Origin of the sequence: Elizabethkingia bruuniana (assembly GCF_002024805.1) — a bacterium.
Lineage (GTDB): Bacteria > Bacteroidota > Bacteroidia > Flavobacteriales > Weeksellaceae > Elizabethkingia > Elizabethkingia bruuniana.
Genome location: NZ_CP014337.1, coordinates 1,912,568 through 1,931,607 on the forward strand (window position 1 = coordinate 1,912,568; position 19,040 = coordinate 1,931,607).

Annotated in this window: 16 protein-coding genes; 7 read left to right on the forward strand and 9 right to left on the reverse strand. The window is 35.8% G+C overall.

The window, feature by feature from the left end; translation table 11 throughout:
• Positions 1 to 29 precede the first annotated feature (29 nt).
• Positions 30 to 590, forward strand: a complete 561-nt coding sequence (locus AYC65_RS08940) for a hypothetical protein (RefSeq protein ID WP_034867498.1) — start codon at positions 30 to 32, stop codon at positions 588 to 590.
• 105 nt (positions 591 to 695) lie between these two features.
• On the opposite strand, the gene AYC65_RS08945 is transcribed toward AYC65_RS08940, so the two are convergent.
• Positions 696 to 2,027, reverse strand: coding sequence for a M12 family metallopeptidase (locus AYC65_RS08945; RefSeq protein ID WP_034867501.1), 1,332 nt, complete (start codon positions 2,025 to 2,027; stop codon positions 696 to 698).
• 747 nt (positions 2,028 to 2,774) lie between these two features.
• Here AYC65_RS08945 and AYC65_RS08950 point away from each other — a divergent pair.
• From AYC65_RS08950 to AYC65_RS08960, 3 genes are read left to right on the forward strand one after another with little or no spacing between them, the layout of a single operon-like run.
• Entirely contained in the window at positions 2,775 to 3,047 is a 273-nt protein-coding gene (locus AYC65_RS08950; protein WP_078674537.1) for a hypothetical protein, read from the forward strand.
• Between the two features lie 9 nt (positions 3,048 to 3,056).
• A complete protein-coding gene (locus tag AYC65_RS08955) occupies positions 3,057 to 3,482 on the forward strand; it encodes a GNAT family N-acetyltransferase (RefSeq protein WP_034867505.1) in 426 nt (141 codons plus the stop codon).
• A gap of 17 nt (positions 3,483 to 3,499) precedes the next feature.
• Positions 3,500 to 3,799 carry a hypothetical protein gene (locus tag AYC65_RS08960; protein WP_234300275.1) on the forward strand — a complete coding sequence of 100 codons (300 nt, stop codon included), beginning with the start codon at positions 3,500 to 3,502 and terminating at the stop codon, positions 3,797 to 3,799.
• A gap of 47 nt (positions 3,800 to 3,846) precedes the next feature.
• Here AYC65_RS08960 and AYC65_RS08965 read toward each other — a convergent pair whose 3' ends face one another.
• Both AYC65_RS08965 and AYC65_RS08970 read right to left on the reverse strand, forming a co-directional pair.
• Positions 3,847 to 5,007 carry an agmatine deiminase family protein gene (locus AYC65_RS08965; RefSeq protein WP_034867508.1) on the reverse strand — a complete coding sequence of 387 codons (1,161 nt, stop codon included), beginning with the start codon at positions 5,005 to 5,007 and terminating at the stop codon, positions 3,847 to 3,849.
• 137 nt (positions 5,008 to 5,144) lie between these two features.
• Positions 5,145 to 5,942, reverse strand: coding sequence for an AraC family transcriptional regulator (locus tag AYC65_RS08970; protein WP_034867510.1), 798 nt, complete (start codon positions 5,940 to 5,942; stop codon positions 5,145 to 5,147).
• 594 nt (positions 5,943 to 6,536) lie between these two features.
• On the opposite strand from AYC65_RS08970, the gene AYC65_RS08975 reads away from it, so the two are divergent.
• Positions 6,537 to 6,731: a hypothetical protein gene (locus tag AYC65_RS08975; protein WP_052114619.1), complete on the forward strand. Its 195-nt coding sequence runs from the start codon at positions 6,537 to 6,539 to the stop codon at positions 6,729 to 6,731.
• A gap of 85 nt (positions 6,732 to 6,816) precedes the next feature.
• A complete protein-coding gene (locus AYC65_RS08980; protein WP_034867514.1) occupies positions 6,817 to 8,310 on the forward strand; it encodes a hypothetical protein in 1,494 nt (497 codons plus the stop codon).
• A gap of 223 nt (positions 8,311 to 8,533) precedes the next feature.
• On the opposite strand, the gene AYC65_RS08985 is transcribed toward AYC65_RS08980, so the two are convergent.
• Positions 8,534 to 9,994 carry a helix-turn-helix domain-containing protein gene (locus AYC65_RS08985; RefSeq protein WP_034867578.1) on the reverse strand — a complete coding sequence of 487 codons (1,461 nt, stop codon included), beginning with the start codon at positions 9,992 to 9,994 and terminating at the stop codon, positions 8,534 to 8,536.
• A gap of 608 nt (positions 9,995 to 10,602) precedes the next feature.
• Positions 10,603 to 10,773 carry a hypothetical protein gene (locus AYC65_RS20750; protein WP_157757785.1) on the reverse strand — a complete coding sequence of 57 codons (171 nt, stop codon included), beginning with the start codon at positions 10,771 to 10,773 and terminating at the stop codon, positions 10,603 to 10,605.
• Positions 10,774 to 11,627: 854 nt separating this feature from the next.
• On the opposite strand from AYC65_RS20750, the gene AYC65_RS08990 reads away from it, so the two are divergent.
• Entirely contained in the window at positions 11,628 to 11,993 is a 366-nt protein-coding gene (locus AYC65_RS08990) for a hypothetical protein (RefSeq protein ID WP_034867516.1), read from the forward strand.
• Positions 11,994 to 12,134: 141 nt separating this feature from the next.
• Here the strand turns inward: AYC65_RS08990 and AYC65_RS08995 are convergent, their stop codons facing one another.
• Genes AYC65_RS08995 through AYC65_RS09010 form a run of 4 tightly spaced genes read right to left on the reverse strand, consistent with a single transcriptional unit; the run spans position 12,135 to position 18,856 of the window.
• Complete coding sequence (locus tag AYC65_RS08995) at positions 12,135 to 13,274, reverse strand: cytochrome-c peroxidase (protein WP_034867518.1); 1,140 nt, start codon at positions 13,272 to 13,274, stop codon at positions 12,135 to 12,137.
• Positions 13,275 to 13,284: 10 nt separating this feature from the next.
• Positions 13,285 to 14,799, reverse strand: a complete 1,515-nt coding sequence (locus AYC65_RS09000; protein ID WP_034867519.1) for a DUF6850 family outer membrane beta-barrel protein — start codon at positions 14,797 to 14,799, stop codon at positions 13,285 to 13,287.
• A 1-nt stretch (position 14,800) separates the two neighbouring features.
• On the reverse strand, positions 14,801 to 16,042 hold the full coding sequence (locus tag AYC65_RS09005; RefSeq protein WP_034867520.1) for a DUF4876 domain-containing protein: 1,242 nt from the start codon (positions 16,040 to 16,042) through the stop codon (positions 14,801 to 14,803).
• 24 nt (positions 16,043 to 16,066) lie between these two features.
• Complete coding sequence (locus AYC65_RS09010) at positions 16,067 to 18,856, reverse strand: TonB-dependent receptor plug domain-containing protein (RefSeq protein ID WP_034867521.1); 2,790 nt, start codon at positions 18,854 to 18,856, stop codon at positions 16,067 to 16,069.
• Positions 18,857 to 19,040: the final 184 nt, after the last annotated feature.

A 19,040-nucleotide genomic window follows, 5' to 3' on the forward strand; every position in this document is an offset into this window, starting at 1 on the left:
CTTCCTTATTTATGATCAATAAACTCTATATGAAAAAATTTATTCTGGGTACAGCCCTGCTAACTTCAGCTTTTACCACTATGCTTATGGCTCAGTCGAAACTATTAGCCAAAACAACCTGGAAAATAGAAAACATTGCTACTGATGGCAGCATCGTATTGAAAAAAACAAAGCATATTAATCTCCTTGCAGAGGAACCAAAATTTAATTACTTACAATTTACAGATAGTAAAAAATATAAAACTGGTAACTCTTGTTTCCAAACGGATGCAAGCTATAATCTGTATGAAGAAAGTAACAAGATCGAACTTTATTCAGGCATTTCGGGTTCATCATCTGACTGTAAAGAGCCTAAAAATATTGAAGGTACGTATGCTTACAAAATAACAGGTGACCGTATGGATTTGCAACGTGTACAGTCTGAAAACATGAATAATGAAGATTCTCAGGCTGCCGAAGGAGCTGAGGCAGCAGGCCCGGGAGAGGCTATTGATGCTGCATCGGAAACGGCAGTTGCCGCTGCAGAAGCCGCTGCTAAGGAAGCCAATAAACCTAAAAGCAAAAAGACAGCAAAGAAAGTACGAAAGTAAAAGATTGTTCTATACTTTCTTACAATATTAATCTTATATAAGATAATGACAAAAGGCCAGGAAATAAATCCCCGGCCTTTCTCTTTGATATGAAGAAAGTCTAAGTTAGTTTACTTTTGTAAGTGTAAAGCGCTGCTTTGTATAGGGCTGAAGTGTCTGATCTGTACTACCAATAACAATCGGAGTAAGATTAGTTGTCAGACCGTCTTTTACTTCCAGTCTTAAAGATGGTGCATTTTTAGGAGCAAAGCCAAAACCTTCATTTCCTAAATTAAATAGCAACCATTTCTGGGCATCTGTATCTGCATTGGTTCTAAGCTCTACGGCTGTTCCGTTTGCTGTTCCATTATTTCTTACCGTTAATACTTTTGTAGAATCCAGTATCGACTTAATAGTGAAATAACCATGTTCCGATTTGCGGAAGATAAATTTCTGATTGTTTCCTGTAGTCGCAGAATAAAGGATTACATCTGTACCATCAGCTGTCGAGCTTCCGGTAATATCAATATTTTTATCACCTGCTAAAGAAGTTGTAAGTGTATAAGTACCGTTAGTAGCAGATGTAGAGTTTACAGGTCCATACAAATGATTGATACCTGCATAGTCGCCTGCAGAAAGACCATCTCTTTGCTTACCAAATGTAGAACCATCCAGTTTTGTCATTACAGGCAGATTAGGATCTATAGCAAAGTCTGTAGATTTATACATCATCACCGAACCAAAATCGAATTCTCCGTGTCCTGCATAATCATTATAAAGATTGAAATTGTGACGGGTACCATCCTGTGCTCTGTTGGTATCTACTATAATATACTGATCCCTGTCGGGACGACACTGCTCGTGCATAATCCCCATTGAGTGCATAATCTCGTGTGCAATAATTGCCGGATAAGTTGTATTGTATATTTTAATACCATTTACTCTGTTTTTTACCCAACCCAGTGGGGAACTATTTCCTGTAGAATAAGTAAATGTTATATATTCTGTCTGATTTGTACGTTGAACAAACTTAACACTGGTTTTTGAAGAGATCATATCAAACGCCTTGTTAATATTTGTAAGGAATGTATTGTAAGCCTGAGTACTTAGACTTCCCTGGCTTGGTAAGGTATAATAAACTGTTGCATTCGGCCAGGTTTTAATAAAAGAACTTACAATTGTACTACGTTCAACGGTAGATATATCCGGATTGGCCATTCTCTTCAACTGGTTAAACTGCTCCGCCGTGATTGTAATATCATCAGCGTAAAAGTACTCGCCATTAACTTCATTTACATAAGTATAAGCTCCGTTAATTAGTAATTTGTGGATGGTTGTTCCGTTCAGCTGGGTTGTTGTATGATCAACTGAACTTGCAGGAGTAGTTTCCATATCCGACTTACAAGAATTCAGAGCCAGAATCAGGCAGCCTGATAAGATTAATAGTTTACGTGTCATAATAAAAAATTTAGTGTTTAATGTTATTTATTTTTTTAAAAGTTGTTGTAAATACCCGGGCTATCAGAACGAATACAAAATACTACTCAGTAATAATAATGCAGACACTCTGAAAGCCGGGTATTTCCTGTAACCGTATTGTATACAAGTATATTATTACATAACCAATCAATATAGTCGGAGTTTAAACTGAAAATAAAAACACCTCCTGAATAAAATTGACTATTATGTTCAGCTAAATATTAGCAGAATATCTGGTATACTAAAAAAGATTACAGTGGCCGCCAAAATACCGGAGCCGTTCTAGTTATTTAAGTAAAAATGATAGAGAAATTTTATTATCAATACAGGGGACCTGCAGTTGTGCTGTCAGAAAGAATTCCAACAACTGTGATTTAATTGCTTTTTTCATAATCTTTATTGTAATTTGGTTTTACATTGCTAATATACAAATAATAACCATATTTTAATTTAACATAATAAAATAAATATTTTATTACAATAAATAGATTAAAATAGATATTTTACATACTATATAATAATCAATAAAACTCATTTCCATCATAAAAACATAAAACTAGATATTTCAAAAAAAATTATAATATGAAGAATTTAAATTATTATTTACATCTGGTATGCTTCACTACAAGTGACATACCATGAAATTCGTATTCTTATTTTTCTTATCTTGGCAAAACCGGAAGGATTTTATCATCCAAATCACCATATAATGATAAAAACTACAAAATGGGGTTAAAAAAATTTTTGCTGAGAAGCATTATCTCTATACTTATCTTTGTTACAGGCGCTACACTCTCCTATCGTAATGATATGCCCAAGGATGGTTTCGAAACAATGGGTTTCCCGCTTAGCTTTTATCGTAATAATCCTGATCCTGTAGATATGGCCTCTAAAACAGATAACTTATACCCTTGGTATCTGGTTTTCGATTTTCTTTTCGCTATCGGGTTAGCTATTGGACTGGAAAAATTATTCCGCCTTATTATCAGAAAGAGATAAAAGATTAAAATGAAGATTAGAAGTATAAAGGAAAGCGACCATGAAGTAGTTTCAAAATTGCTTGGCCAGTTGGGATATTCTGATACGGAAAAGTTTATTCAAAATAAAATCGGGACTTTACTCCAAAACCCTAACGAATACTTAGTCGTTATAGAAGATGATGCGCAACAAGTATTCGGCTTTATTTCAATACACATTATTCCACAAATTGCACTGGAAGGAGATTTTGCCAGAATAAGTTATTTTGCCGTAGATGAAAATTACCGCAGCATGGGTGCAGGAAAAATATTGGAGGAATATTGTGTACAGGTTGCAACAGAAAGAAACTGTGACCGTATAGAAGTTCATTGTCATACAAGAAGAGAGAAAGCCCATCTGTTTTACTACAGACAGGGCTATGAAGAATCTCCGAAATACCTGATGAAAAAACTATAATCGTTATTAATACTCCAATGAAACTAAAAACATTTCTGCTAAGGTGTATTTTAATTCTAATTGTATTTGTAATCTGTAATACACTCTCCTACCACAACGGAATGGCATATGACGGGAATGATACAATAGGTTTTCCTTTTAGTTTTTATAAAAAATCTGTTGGGTTTAGCCTGATTAATAAAACCATGCAGGAATCTGAGTGTTTCTATCCCTGGCATTTGTTTTTTAATTTTTTATTCGCTGTTGTATTAGCTATAGTATTGGAAAAGCTATATTATTTTATCATCAAAAAGAAGTCCTCTAAAGCAACTGAATAATTTACTTTTTAATGCCCAACTTCTAACTTCTAACTTCGCAATTCATATCATTCTTCATCTTCATACTCTTCATCTGTACTTTTAGTCGTTGCAGCTTTTGCTTTTTGTTTTACAGTATTCCCTGCAGGCTGTTGCTGAGTTACACAATGGACCATACCGCCATTTTCATATAAGTTTCTTACATCTATCCCGATAACTTTACGATCCGGATATTGTTTCTGAATAATTTTATTGGCGACTTCATCATTAACGTCTCCGTAATTGGGAACCAATACAACTCCGTTAGCGACATAATAGTTGACATACGATCCTTTATAATCCAGTTGTTTCCCGTATGCTGTTTTCACATTATTTTTGGTAGCAGGCACATAAACCTTTTTGTACTGCTCTCCCTTTGTATTGGTAGCAGCATAAAGGGTATTTATGTCTTTTTCGGACAATCCCATATCCAACAGATCATCTTTTCCCATTGTAAGCATTGTTGAGGAATTGATAAATTTCATAAATCCGTCTATGTGCATATCGGTAATATCCAGACCTGTTATCCCTTCCAGCCATATCACTTTGGAAACACCATAGTATTTCTTAAAGTAATCTTCGGCTTCCTGCTGGGTAATATCTTTATTTCTGATCGATCCTTTTTTCTGACTGATGACTGAACTTTTGCAGGCCATAAGAACACCTCTTCCATCGGTTTCAACAGAGCCGCCCTCATTTACCATTTCATCATTCAGGTTAATTACTTTTATTCCCAGATCTCTTCCAATCTGTGAAGGAACAGCATCGCAGTTTTCAAAATCAAACTTCTCACCCCAACCATTGAATCCCCAATCCTCTATCAGAATATTATTATTTTTGTCCTTTACGAAAAGCGGACCATTATCCCTTACCCATACATCATCTGTAGGATAGATTTTGAAATCGACATTCTTAAGACTTACACCTGCTTTCTGCAATACTCCTGTGATATGCTCTTTTTCCGATTCATCATAAGCTATGATATGCACTTTTTCATTTGTCTGCAATGCTTTTGTCATATCTATCCAGGTTTTTTCGACCCTGTTTCGGTAAGTTATACCGTGCTGATGATGATGAGGCCACTGCAGCCATGTTCCCTCATGTGGTGCAGATTCTTCCGGAAAATGATAAGTTTGTGTCATACAGAACTGAAAGCTTAAAAAAACGAATATTGTCAATAATTTTCTCATGCGGATAATCTTGTGTTTCCTTATGCAAAATTAGATCTTCGTCACCAATAAAAGTTGTCCTAAAAAGACAATCTCAATTAGCAGCCTGAATATTTTCAGTCTAGATTACTCCAAAGACACAAAAGAAGTAGATTACCTTATATATATAAAGGAAAATAAATATAAGTCGTATGCTCTCCAGTTTCTGAGAGCAGATATTCCTCAATTACAGGAGAGTTATCAAGTGGAAACGGGTTACCCGCAAGCCAGAAGCGGTAGAAGGCACCATAGGCATCCAGCAAATGCTCAAAGTTTCCGTAATGGACAAATCTTGCATATTTTCTTCCGAAAATTGTTTTTTTCTGGTAATTGTCCCCGGGAACAGATTCTTCAATAGCGGCTTCATATCTGCAATATTCTTCGTTAGTAATAAGAGGCTGATCTGTTATAATACCATAGGCAGTTGAAAAATCTACTTCCTCTTCAATTCCTTCCCACAAAGCATTAATATCCTTATTATTATAGTTCCGGGTTTTAATACCCTTTGCATATACTGTAATACTTTGCTTGTATACAACATCATAGACAAAAGCACTGTCATCGGTCTTAGTAAGGGAACTAAAAATTTTGTTTCGCTCTTTCCGGGCGACTGCCGGGGAAATCCCATATTCTTTATGGAAAGCTTTTGAAAAAGACTGCAAGTTGTAATAACCGACCTCTAAAGCAATAGACGAAACCTTATCTGTAGTATAAAGTAGTTTTTTATAAGCATTTTCCAACCTAAGGCGCTTCTGGAATCCGGAAAGCGTTTCCCCAAATAACTTCATAAATACCCGCTGAAAGTTCCGGTAAGAATAACAGGCAATATCTTCTATCTCCCTGGAGGGAATCTCCCTGTCGAAGTTTTCTTCGATATAGGCAATGGTTTTCTGTATTCTGTTCAGTTCAGTTGACACGACACAAAAATATAAACTAATATAATAAAGATAAGACCTTTAAATAATATCTGCCACATTAAAATTCCAGTTATAACAGATCAGTCTGTTTTCTATATCATAGAGAAAATCAATTTTTATAATAGTTTATGTAAGAAATCATAGTAATAACCTACAGATTGGCATTAAAATTTCATATACATAGTCAGTTATACATGCTATAACTACTATTAGTTTTCAAATTAGAGTCTTGTTTTTCAGGACTCTTTTTCTTTATCATAAAAGCTGTTTCTTGCAACTAATCGTCTCATCATTTATTTATATTATATTATCGGTATTTTCAACACCTCCACATACATACTACACTATGATCTGTTTAATATATTTTTATATTTCCTCCAGACGGATGACACTGGCAAAACAGCTTCTATAAAAGAAAATATAAAGATGTAGTACTCATGTAGAATACATTTTTTTTGCACACTTAGATCTGATTTACTGATTTTTACGATATCTAAAAACACTAAAAACAACTTTACTGTAAAATTTATTTTAGGATTTAAAAACAATATCCTGAAAAATAATTCAGTAAAAAAACACTAAAAACACGTACAAATGATGAAAGAAAAAGAATCTGATAAAACAGATTGCAGGGAAAATTATACCTCTCCCACTCTAAGCCTTAGTTTTATTGAAATGGAAAACGGAATCGCCGCAGGTTCTGCCAAAGTAATTCCTCCTGATGCAGGCGGAAAAGTACAGGAAGAATGGCAAAACGGAACTGATGATAACCGTACCCTAGATTGGTAAACCTGCATCAAATAAAGCACAAACAAACAAACAAACAAACAAACAAACAAACAAACAAACAAACAAACAAACAAACATAGATGATATGAAATCAAAAACACAAACTGTCGGTTTTGCAGGGCTGGTAATACTCCTTATATCCACTGCATGCCGTAGTACTGATAATACACTGGACACCAGCACTTCTAATAATAAACAGGTTAATGTGAAAATTAATCTTTCAACTGCTGTAGATGACGCAGAAGAACTTGTAAAACAGGCATCTTCAGGCAAGAATAATGTAACTTCCGGAATGATACAAACACAAACTATTTCGTATGACGATACTTATTCTATTACCGCGAGCCTTGTTCCTGTTAAATCTTCTCTTTCCGCGACAGCATCATTAAATCCCACAGCTGTAGTTACAGAATTAAAAACCGGAATAAGATACAAAATACTGGTATATGACAGCAGCGGAAAACTTACAGATCAGAAGGAATTTGCCTACAAGCAAAATGAAACAGATGGTTTTCTATTAAATGGCGGACAGACTTATACTTTTGTTGCCTTTTCTGTAAACAGTACTTCTGCTGCAGATACTCCAACGGTAACAAATCCCGATAACCTATCTACTGCTATGCTATCTAACATCAGTAAAGACCTGATGTATTATAAAATAGTCAAAACAGTAACCGGCAATGCTCCTAATACTCTCGATGTTGTTTTAAAGCATCAGTTTACCAGAATTACAACCAATATAGACGCCAGTCAGGTAGAGAGTACCGGAATTATTACAGGGGTAAATAGTCCAGTTTTTTCAGGAGGAAATACTTCTGCACAACTTCAGTTTAATAATGATGCTCAGCTTTCTTATACCGGAAGCAATGCAACTTCTTTTAATTTTCCCAATATTAATCAATCAAAAGTTACAAGCGATCCCGCTATTATAATAGGAAATACATCAAATGGAGCATCACTTAATATAGGCACCCTTATTATTGACGGAACTTCTAAAAACAATGTTCTGTTCAGTAATCTTAAGATTACACCAAAATCTAATTATAATCTGAATCTAAAACTTACGCCGTGTACCAAGTTCAATATGAACCCAACACCATTTGACCAGGACGCTTCGCTTCCAAATAATAGTAAATATTTTGGTTTCAATGGAATACCTGACAGGTTTATTGTAGACTTTACTTATGTAGATAATTCTTTCAGCTTTATGGTGAATGGCACCAGAATAACAGCTGACGAAATTCAGTTTGATAGTGGAAGCGGGACTATCAATATACAATTTCCTGATGGAGCCAAGTGGGGATCCGGAGGAATTGGTGCTATTTATAATATTACCGCAAACTCTCCTACCGCTCCGGTAATAAGAGTCGTAATTGACAAAAACGGTAATACCACATTCTACGGCAAAAGACAATCCGGAGATTTAGTTCTTCAACCACTTACCTATACAGGAAATGGTGGTGTAAAAAAAGTAACCTGGACAACTGGCTATAACGAGGTCTATATTAGTCAGGTAGCTTCCGGCCCAACCCGAATTAAAGGTACGGGCTATGGAAAACAATTGACAACATGTCCATAATTTATACAATCCCAAAACGCATTATAGTTCATTTGTTTGTAAAAAACTGTTGACAGTTTTCCGGAGGATCTTAATAAATTCTCCGTTTTTTTAATTTAAAATAGCGTAAAAATTCATAAATTACGCCAGTTATACATGCTATAACTACTATTAGTTTTCAAACCGAAGCCCCGCAATTTGCGGGGCTTTATTTATACTATATTCCTGAGCTAATATTTCTTTCTTACTTCCTGCTTCGGTCTGTATTTTTTTCCTGCTTCAGGCTATTAATAAACTGCGATGGCGACATACCTGTTTCGGTTTTGAATACACTGCCGAACTGACTGTGGGTAGGGAACCCGCATTCTTCCGCCAGGTATCCTATTTTATAATTCAGATACTCCGGATGGTTTTTTAGCTTTCCCACGATATAATTAATTCGGTTCCTGTTGATATACTGGCTAAAATCGGAATCTCTGTGTGTTTTAATAATATAGCTAAGGTAGGTTGTATTAGTCTTTAACAAAACCGCCATTTTAGGAAGTGTAATACCCTTGGTTATATATTGTTCTGTTTTTTCAAATTTATCCAGCCTTCTGAGTAAGACAGCTTCTGTATTGGGATCTTTTATAACCGCCTGAATTTCAGCCACCCTCCGTTTCTTTTCTGTATGTGCAACTGTTACGGGTTCTTTGGACTGCCGTAACCTGGAAAGTGCATTAAGCAGCTTCGATTTTAATCTTAACTTGCGTTTATATACATATAAAAAACTAAGAACCAGAACCGTTACAATGACGAGAAGAATATTAATTTTCTTATTCTGATTAACAACTTTAGTCTCTTTTTTATCAATTTCATTCTTCGCAGCACGCCTTGCCTGCTTAACCTTATCCTTATAAAATTTGGTATAATAATCTATGTTCTGATGCTGAAGCTCCTTATTAGTATCTATATTGCTCAACAATCGTTCCCTCACAATAAGTTCTTCATCATTTGTGAGTTTTTTTTTAACTGCAGTCTCAAAAGCCATATCAAACCAATGCTTCCCTTCAGCCTTACCTCCTTCTTTTACAGCTATAATTGCCTTACTCAAATAATACCTGGGCAATGATAGCAGATGTTCGGTATCATAATGGTTTTCATATATATATTTAGCTTCCGACAATGCTTGCTTTGCTTTTATAATATCTCCACATTTTAGGTAATCATAGGCCAGACCACTATAATTTGCAGCATTATATATTCTCTTAATGCTGATGTCTATATCTGCCTTACTGATGGACTCTATTATTTTTAATCTTTGCTGTATTGCTTTACAATAGTCCTCATCTTCTTCCAGATTGGCTATACAACGCTGATCGATCATAAAACCAGCAGGCATATATTTCTTTAGCTTTCCGGCCTCCTTTTTCGCCGTCTGCCAGCTCCGCTGTGCTTTTCCCGAAAAACCAACCTGGGCATAGGCATCTGATAAATAAAAATTAATAAAAAAGCGCTCGTAGGTATTACCACTTATCAGTGCATAATAATCTCCTTTTTCCAGTAACTGAATGGCCTCTGCATAGCTATTTTTATCATACATAGCCTTTCCCATTCTTGCATAAGCTTTTGCCCGCTCTTCATCGGTTATAGCTAAGCGCAGTATATTCTCACCCACGGTGTAGGATTCATCTTTATCGGTGTTTTTTGTTATGTAAAGATCCATAATTTCTTTACGTATGGGTTCTTCACCGGTGTACTGGGTGTAGGAAAAAAATGATATGCAGAAACATGTACTGGTAAAAAGCCGTCTAAGTCTGCAGGGAATAAATAAAGGATTTAACTCGAATATCATTTTACGTAAAATGTAGAGTAAAAACCCGGTTTTAAATACAATCACAAAAAAGAAATCAATTGATATTAATTTACAAATACTAAATAAATAAAATATTCATCTCTTTATATCTTAGATCACCATATTGAATAATCGGATTAAATCAGATATTTTTACTTTAAGAATGAACGGGCAAATATATTGCCCGTTCTTTTACAAATACAAACAAATAACAAATTTCACAAATGAATAAATGATGAGAAATTGTTTTTTTCTTTACACGACAGAGATACACAGATCTGTCTATTTATATTTCTGATTTGTTTAATCCTGATATACTGAAGGCAAAACAGCATAATAGCTGCCCTGATAAAATGAATAAAAATGTACTACACAGAATAGTCTTGTTAATTACTAATACACCATAATTATTGCAGATTGTCCTGCCTATGGTCCGATCATAAAAATCTAAATAAGTATATTTTATTTAAGTTTCCGGTTTATGATACGTTCTTCATACTCTTTTGATACGATCCTTTTGTTTCGTTAACAGTACGTATCGGACCAGATGTTATACCATCTCCCATTCTTATTATAACAACTTCTAATTTGGGAGGAATATATTCTTTCTTATTTTGGAAAGTTTTTTTAATTTCTTTTTCTTCTTTCATAGTAATTTAGTTTTAGTTAAAAATAACTGAGTATCATCATCAAGTTTATGTGCGGGCTAAGTTTGCTCAATCAATACTTATTATAGCAGAGCGTTGGGATCTTCTCAAATCAGGTATTGAATCTCTGGTCTAAAATTAGGCCCCTGACAATTGAAAAAAAAGTGTTTGGGTATTGAGATTTTAAATCCGAATAAAAAAACATATCAACAAACATTTAAATATCAACAACATATATCGTTTTATTTTATAATTAAAATATAATAGAAAACAGGACTGTTTAAACTATATAATGTCTGATCAGCACTAAAGTCACTCCTGTATTACACCCACTGAGGAAATATTCACATCATATAACGAAAGAAATATCTTAAAATTGTATATATCTGAATTTAAAATACAGATATCCTAATAATAAATTATGCACATCCAAAAGAAAGGATAATAAGCAATTTTTTCTGCGTTCATTTCACTATCCAATTTGTTTAATTGGATAGAAATATCCCCTATTTATTTTGTTTGCAACCTGCAATTCTTATATTTTAGAGTGGTCTATAACTGAATGTTAAATAAAAATTCATATTGCATTCATTAAAATTTCTCCAAAAAAACTGAATTTTACAAAACTGCTTTTTAAATAAGAACCTGTTTAAATTTGAATTCAAAAAAAACATTAGGTTTCGACAGGCTCAACCTGACACCCTAAAAGAAAGATATTATGGACGAACAATGTCACTCTGAGCTTGTCGAAGAGTATTAATTATAAAATTTAAATAAGCCCTAAGATACAATTGGCTAATGTCTTCTGTACATCAAACTTAATTGGGCGCAACATAATTCAATAAATTTAAATAGATATGAAAAAAAAGATCTTTACAACTGCCCTGCTATTCTGCTGCGTTATAGTGTGCATGGCAGCAGTAGCAATCGCTAACCTGAATGGTAAATGGAGCGGCGTAATCCATACTCCGGATGGCAATTCCCTGGATGCTGTGTACAATTTCAACGTAGATGGCGAAAAACTTACAGGTGTAGTCAGCTCTCCTATGGGCGAAATAACTTTGGAAAATGGTAAAGTCAAAGACAACAACTTTTCATTTAGTGTAAATGTATCTGGTACTGATTACCCTCATACCGGTAAGGCTTATACAGATTCATGTACTGTAGATATAGACTTTGGTGGCGGTCAGAGCTCTCATGTGGTTCTGAAACGTGTAAAATAAAGAACAATCCGCTTACAGGATTTTTTTTGGTTATTATACATAATAATCAGTTTGATTATTAAGCTAAACCTCCCTTATCGGGAGGTTTAGTCATAATTATAGATATAGCTTAATTTAGTATTTCGATAGTTTTTTTCAACATTATTTCCTCGGTATCTCCGGACGCGGCATCTTGTAATAACTGCCAGAAATACTTTCCAGAAATGCAACAAGGGCATCTACTTCCTTTTCATTAAGATTTAAAGGTTTCATCAAGTGATCCGTTACCGGAAATTTAGGATCTGCTCTCTTTTCCTCCACTGTCGGATTAATCATCTGCATTCCGCTATTGTACAGGCTGACTATTCCATAGAGATCATCCATAAGACCATTATGCATCCACGGCGCTGTATAAGCAAGATCTCTTAAAGAAGGTGTTTTAAACTTCCCTGTATCATTCGGATCCTTGGTTATATTATACCTGCCCAAATCTTCATACTCCCTTTTATAGTACGTTAATCCTATATTATGGAAGGATTCATCTGTCATGTATTTCCCATAATGGCAGTTCATACATCCGGCTTTGGTTCGAAACACATGCATTCCGTAAATTTCCTTATCAGATAGTGCTTTATAATCTCCTTTAATAAACTTATCCAGTTTACTGGGCTGACTCCTTATTGTTCGCTGAAAGGTAGCCAATGCTTTGGCTATTTTATCAAATGTAATTTTATCACTCTGATAGACATCCCTGAACAGCTCCCTGTATTCTGTATACTTAGCCAGTTTCCCTGCTAGTTTTTCAGGTTTCATATTCATTTCATTATGAGCGGATATGGGCCCTAGCAACTGTTCCTCCAATGTCTTTGCACGTCCGTCCCAAAAGAAAGATTTTCGCTCTGCTATATTATACAGCGACTGTGTATTTCGCTTTCCTTGTAGATGATCATGCCCTAAAGCTACTTCCTGGCGGTCTGCCCATCCCATTTCAGGATTGTGGCAGCTGCTGCATGATATCTGACTGGAAGCGGATAGTTTAGGATCAAAAAACAGCTTCTTTCCAAGCATTACTTCCGGAAGCTCCTGTGTTTCGTAATAATTAGAGTCCTGCTCTATAGCTTCAAGTTCCATCCACTGTACGCTGGCATCTATTATCGGCTTGGGCCAGTATTTTGAAGGCTGCTTATACTGCTCCACAACCTCTCCATAATCTACACTATACCGCTGTATAGTATGCTGCATAAAAAAGAAAGCCAACCCTCCTATCAGCAATATTAATTTGAGATCTGAAAACTTTTTCATTCATTTAAATTTAAAACATACTTCCTATAGTAACAGCGAACAGCATATTATTGCCATTTTTAAAACCACTGTATATCATTTTTCCACCTACAAAGGCATTTTGGATAACAGGTAAGCTGAAATGAAAATTAATATCCAGCTTTACCTGCCAAAAATCTGACGACTGAAAACTATAATTATCCTGAAGCATCTGATAGATCGCAGGTTTTGCTACATTACTAAAAAGTGCATCTTTTTTATAGACCTCCGTAACAGAAAACCCAAGATTGGCAGAAAATGCCAGTTGACTATTAAAATCCTTCCACCACTGATAATCGGCACCAAAAACCATTTTATTCAGATTAACTGCTGATAACGGATTGTTGTATTTTTCCTTTTCCTGGATTATTCCAAAAAACGGAATTAGTGAAGATCTTGTATTTGCTTGTTCTATTTGCAAAAAACCTTTAAACAGTAAATTATTAATCCTGTGATTGTATCTTTCCGCAGATCCAATCTGTATATAGTTTCTGGAATTATCATTTAGAAACAGATTTTCAGTACCTTTCCTTTCTTTTGTATTTCCTTCGGCCATAATTCCCCAGAAAAGTTTTCCGGCCGTAAAGAACTTCCCAAGAGAAAAGCCAAACTGCTGTTCGCCCACTTTCGAAGCATTAAGATCTGTATACTCAGTAAGGTATTTGTCCAATTGGAATTTCCTGATACTCAGATTCAGATACCAGTTCCGGTTGTTGGCATCATATATTTGTATTCCTCCGCCATAAGACCAACCTTCATAATAAGCCTGCCTGAGTTTTCCGGAAAGCAGTTCATTGTAATTCCCCAGCCCGCTCATATTATAGATCATTGGAAATCCCTGACTATTCACAAAGCTCAGGTAATGTTTCTGTGTATATTTTTCTCCCTCCAGATAAGCTCCTATCCGAAATTTGTCCATTATAAGTTTATTACCACCCATTGCCAAGGCGATGTTCGCCGTAGTATTTTTAGGTCTGGGATCTACATCCCTATAACTCATACTGGCTTTATAGTTCCCGGTAACACCGATAGTATAGGCACCAAGCTTTTTTGCATATCCCCCTGAAAAAGTATAATTTTCAAACTTCATATCACCACCTATGCTATCTGCTGCTACATAAGGATAGATTACATCATAATCTGCATTTTCATTCCACAGCATATTTTTATATTTCCCATTATTATAGGAAGCAGTACCCCATACCAGTGTTTTGTGATCTAGTAGTTGTGTTGTATGGGTTTCTGCTCCCCAAATACTCTTTCCCTTACCTTTTTGCTGAATTTCATAAGGTGTATTAGCATTCTCTGTGGACAAGCTGAAAGTGGTAATATTGTATTTCCGTGCCTCCAAATAGTTCGCAGGGTTTACATTCACCCTATTTTTCAACAGCCTTTCCGGGCTATATTCCTCATACACCTTTTGGACAATGGTATCATTACTCTGAGCACTGAGCTTTGTTCCCATCAGAAAAACAGACAATAAAAGCAGAGAAAGAGAATATTTCATTTTAATTGAATAATGATGGTTTTACACCGTGGTCAAAGTCCACAGTAGAATTGTTGGTGTCTTTATAAATGTTCTTACCATTTACAGACTTGCCGATAATCTTCCTGCGAACAGACTTACCAAAACGATTCTGGTCTCCGTCAAATGCTGCTACAGAAGTCCACCCCATATCCAAAGCCGGAGATGTTACGATCCATTGGAAAGAATCTTTCACACTAAGGTTTACCGCATCTGTTATCCATTCATTCGGAATTTTTATCCCGGTGCCATCCATTGGATAGGTATCTCCGCCAACCGCAACGTTATAAGTATAAGAATAAGTATTCTGGCTAATCAGTGCGTCATCTGTCATTCCTTTAGGCATACGGGCTAAAGCATAAGCATAATAACCCTGTGTATGAATAACCATTTTATTCCCATTATCCATATCGTTATCAGTATACTTATAGTTTACATTAATCATTTTCGGCACCTGTGGATTATCAATATCGTCACCTCCTTTAAATATTTGGAAATTTGCTTTAGTAAGATCTATAGATAATGGATTGAACTCTTTATGGTTAATTGCGTCTTCCGCAATAACAATAGATTCTCCTGGCTGTACAGGATAGGTATTACCATTTCCTGGGATCTTAATGATTGCCCCGGCAGTTAAGAAACTCCCCACAAGATTCGGTTTATAATCTTGCTTTTCATTCGTCATAAAGCTGGATTGTATCAAAAGCATACCGTCTGCGTACAATACCTGATCGGTATTATTGGTAATCTTAAAATACTGATCTCCAAAATAGAATTGTCCTTCTGGTGTTTTGCTTCCGGTAAAGAATATCTCCTCTAAAATAAGATCATTACTTGTGGATTTCGGAGCAATAGTAATAGATTTACTCAGCTCATTTCCGTTTATCACAAGACCTGATTGCACTCCGCCTATCTTCGTTTCAGCCACTCCGGAATCATCTGTATAAGAAATAGTTCCTTCCACCGTTATGTTATAAGTTCCAGCAGGAAGCACAACCTGCAAAGTGTTGGTATTCTTTAATTCTTTGCTGGTGGAGAATCCTGTATTCAACTCTTTGAAACTAACTGTAAGCTGTTTATATTCTTTAACTTTAATATTTTCAGGTACTTTTAATTCAAGTTTCAGAGTAGTTTGCTGCTCTGAGAAATCACGATCGGAAGAACAGGCTGTAAAACCTGCTACAGCACACAATAGCAATAGTGTTCTTAGTAAATGTTTTAGCATAATTTTATGTTTAATTATATTGGTTTATAAATTGAAATTGACTTCCATACCGAAGTACGGATCATTTGCTCCTTTTCTGTTGATACGGATTCCGTTTTTCCAATAAGGCGCATAATAGCTGAAAAGCCGGCTTGCAAACATGGAGACTACAATACTTTTGTTTCTGAAGCTTTTAGTAACCTTCAGGTTAAGATTCATCTCCATAGGCCTTCTCGAAGCATTGTATAAATCATTATTCTGAACAATGATTAATTTATCCAGAGGAGTTCCTTTCGTTGCTTGCGGATCAAAAGGAAATATATTCCCTTCTCCGTCTACATAATGGCTTGGTACACCATTCATTGGCAGTACTCTTCCGGCTGAATACCATGAAAACTGGAATGAGGAAGAAAAAATAAGATCCAAACGCGGAATATAAGTATCCAGCATCAGGTTTGTATTCAGGACTTCATTTACAGATCGGGGCTCTATCCCGTCATACAAGCCTATATATGGATATAGACTGTCTCCTGTTGCATAATCGCTCCTTCTGTATAGCGGAAGACTGTTTTCATATTTTGTGCGGAACCAGGCACCACTTAGTGTAAACCGGGTATTGATTACTGGGACTCTGTTAGATGAATACTGAAACTCTACACCTTCTTTATCCATTCTGCTGCCATTTTGCTGAGTTGTATAGATCAGATTTTCATTAACCGTCTGATAAGGCAATGTACCGATATCGGGAGGCGCCGTAATAGCATTGTGATCCAGTACCGATGTATTATATTTTTTGTATTGGTAAACGGCATACTGATTCAAAGAGCGGAATCCATTGTTCATTTTCTCCTTAAATACCGTAACTGATAGCTGATGCAGCCCGAAAGCTAAGTCGGCTCTTGCTTCAAATTTTTCATTGACAGCAGGTTCTATCTCCGGATTCTGAGGATTATAAATCATAGTTTTATAATTGACCCTCCTGTAGGCCGGATTGTTGTGAAAATAGTTGAGTTGCTGAACATCTCTGTAATACAGCTCCGGATATAATAAATTTAGATCCGGAAACAGGCTTTGTTTACCATACCCCAGCGTAAAATCTATTTTTGTCTTTTTGTTCAGTAATTCGAATGCAGGTAGCTCCCATTGAAAATTTGCTCTGGGATCTGCATATATTTTTCCGTGCATTTTGAAATGAGAAGGAAGATTCATCATAGCATTTCCTCTGATTCCCAATGCCAGCGTTAGTTTGTGCCTTCCAACATCTACTGAGTTTATAGATTCCAGAAACAATGCTGAGGTTACATAAGCAGGTACATCGCGATATGCGCGTGGTCTGAAAGTAGACTTGGGATCGATAGGTCTGAAAATATCATATTCCTGTCCTCTGCCCCAGTTCTTACTCAGCTGCCAGTCAAAACCCGCATTCAGTTCACTTTTATATGCTTTATAGTTAAACTGAAAATTGTTGACCATTTTTACAAAAACATCCAATGGCTTACCATCTACAGTATAGTCAGCAATATATTTAGCCTCGGGATAATAACCATCGTATTCTCCCTCAACTCTGGACAAAGGAAAAGCCATTGCATTCTCCAGTTGGACAAATTTGGTCTGTTTTATCTTATCAAATCTCTGATTAGCGGTTACCTGGATATCTGTTTCTCTGTAAAATGACGGTTGCTTTCTGGTATAAGTAAACTGATTCGAAAAACTCACCAAATGGTTATTGACCTCATACGAATTCAGATTGGACAAATCAGCATCCGGATCTGTTTTCGATCCGTCCAGAGAACCCGTATAGCTTATATTGGTTTGCCATCTTGTTGTTGCTTTTTCCGATGTGTATTCTTTTGCAACAGCCAGATTAGCAGTAATTCTTTTATAACTTTCCAGCCGGTCTCTGGGATCAGATTTAGCATCGAGGTAGTTAATTCCTGTATTAATCTTTAGTCCATTATCCTCAAAACCTTTACTCAAAGCAAAAAGCTTACTGTAACCATCAGCTTTAAATCTGGATTTCCATCTTGTATAACCGGATTTGTTAGTAATCTTCACTATCCCTGATGTCAGGTTACCATATATAACCGAAGGGATTCCGCGCAGTACTTCAACTTTCTCAATCTGGTCTGTGGCAATGCTGCGCATGTCCACACCACTCGTCAGATTAAGTCTACTCTTTAATCCGTTTCTTGTTTTATCTAAAAAGTCATAGGTATATTGCAGGTTGGCATTAGAATTCAATGGTGCTCCGTTCACTAAAAACGTAGTTCCCATAGAAGACGTATTGTAATCATTACCTGCAGAGCCTGCCTCACGAAGTCGTATTCGGTTCATCTGGTTCAGAGCCGGATCACTAGAACGACCACCAGGGAGCAGCTCCAGTAAATCTGTAAAACTAGAGGGTTGCAAATGCTGCATGGCCCGTTGATCGATAATAGTGGATGAAGTTAAGCCCTTTCCTTCCTTGGCCGTGATAACGACTTCTTCAATATTGCTGATTTTCTCAGCCATCCGGATACTAAAGTGAGCATCATTTGCAAATACATGTACAGTAGAATATTCCTGATAAGAAAGTTTTTTAACATGAATATTGTACTTTCCCGGAATAATATCTAGCACAGCAATCCCCTTAACATCAGTATGGGCTTCATAGTGGTTAGCATCAGACGATAAGACAAGCATAGCCCCACCAATAGCTACGGATTCGGTATTGGTTATTTCAAACCTGATATGAACAGATCTGTCCTGAGACTTTACTGTTACAATACCAACAACAAAAAAGAGGAGATTAAAAAAAAGAGTTCTTAAAGTAAATTGCCTGTCATTCCCTACCATCTAACATTATTCTTTCGGCAAAAGTAAAAAGTTGAGTAAAGCTACACTAATTTTATTTAGACTAATTTAAAATAATTGATAAATATCATTTATCCGTAAGTAAAAACAGGTTTTATAAGATTTAACAGCATAAAAAAATAAGGAAACAAAGTGAATGATTATCAACAAAATCGCTTAGTTTCCC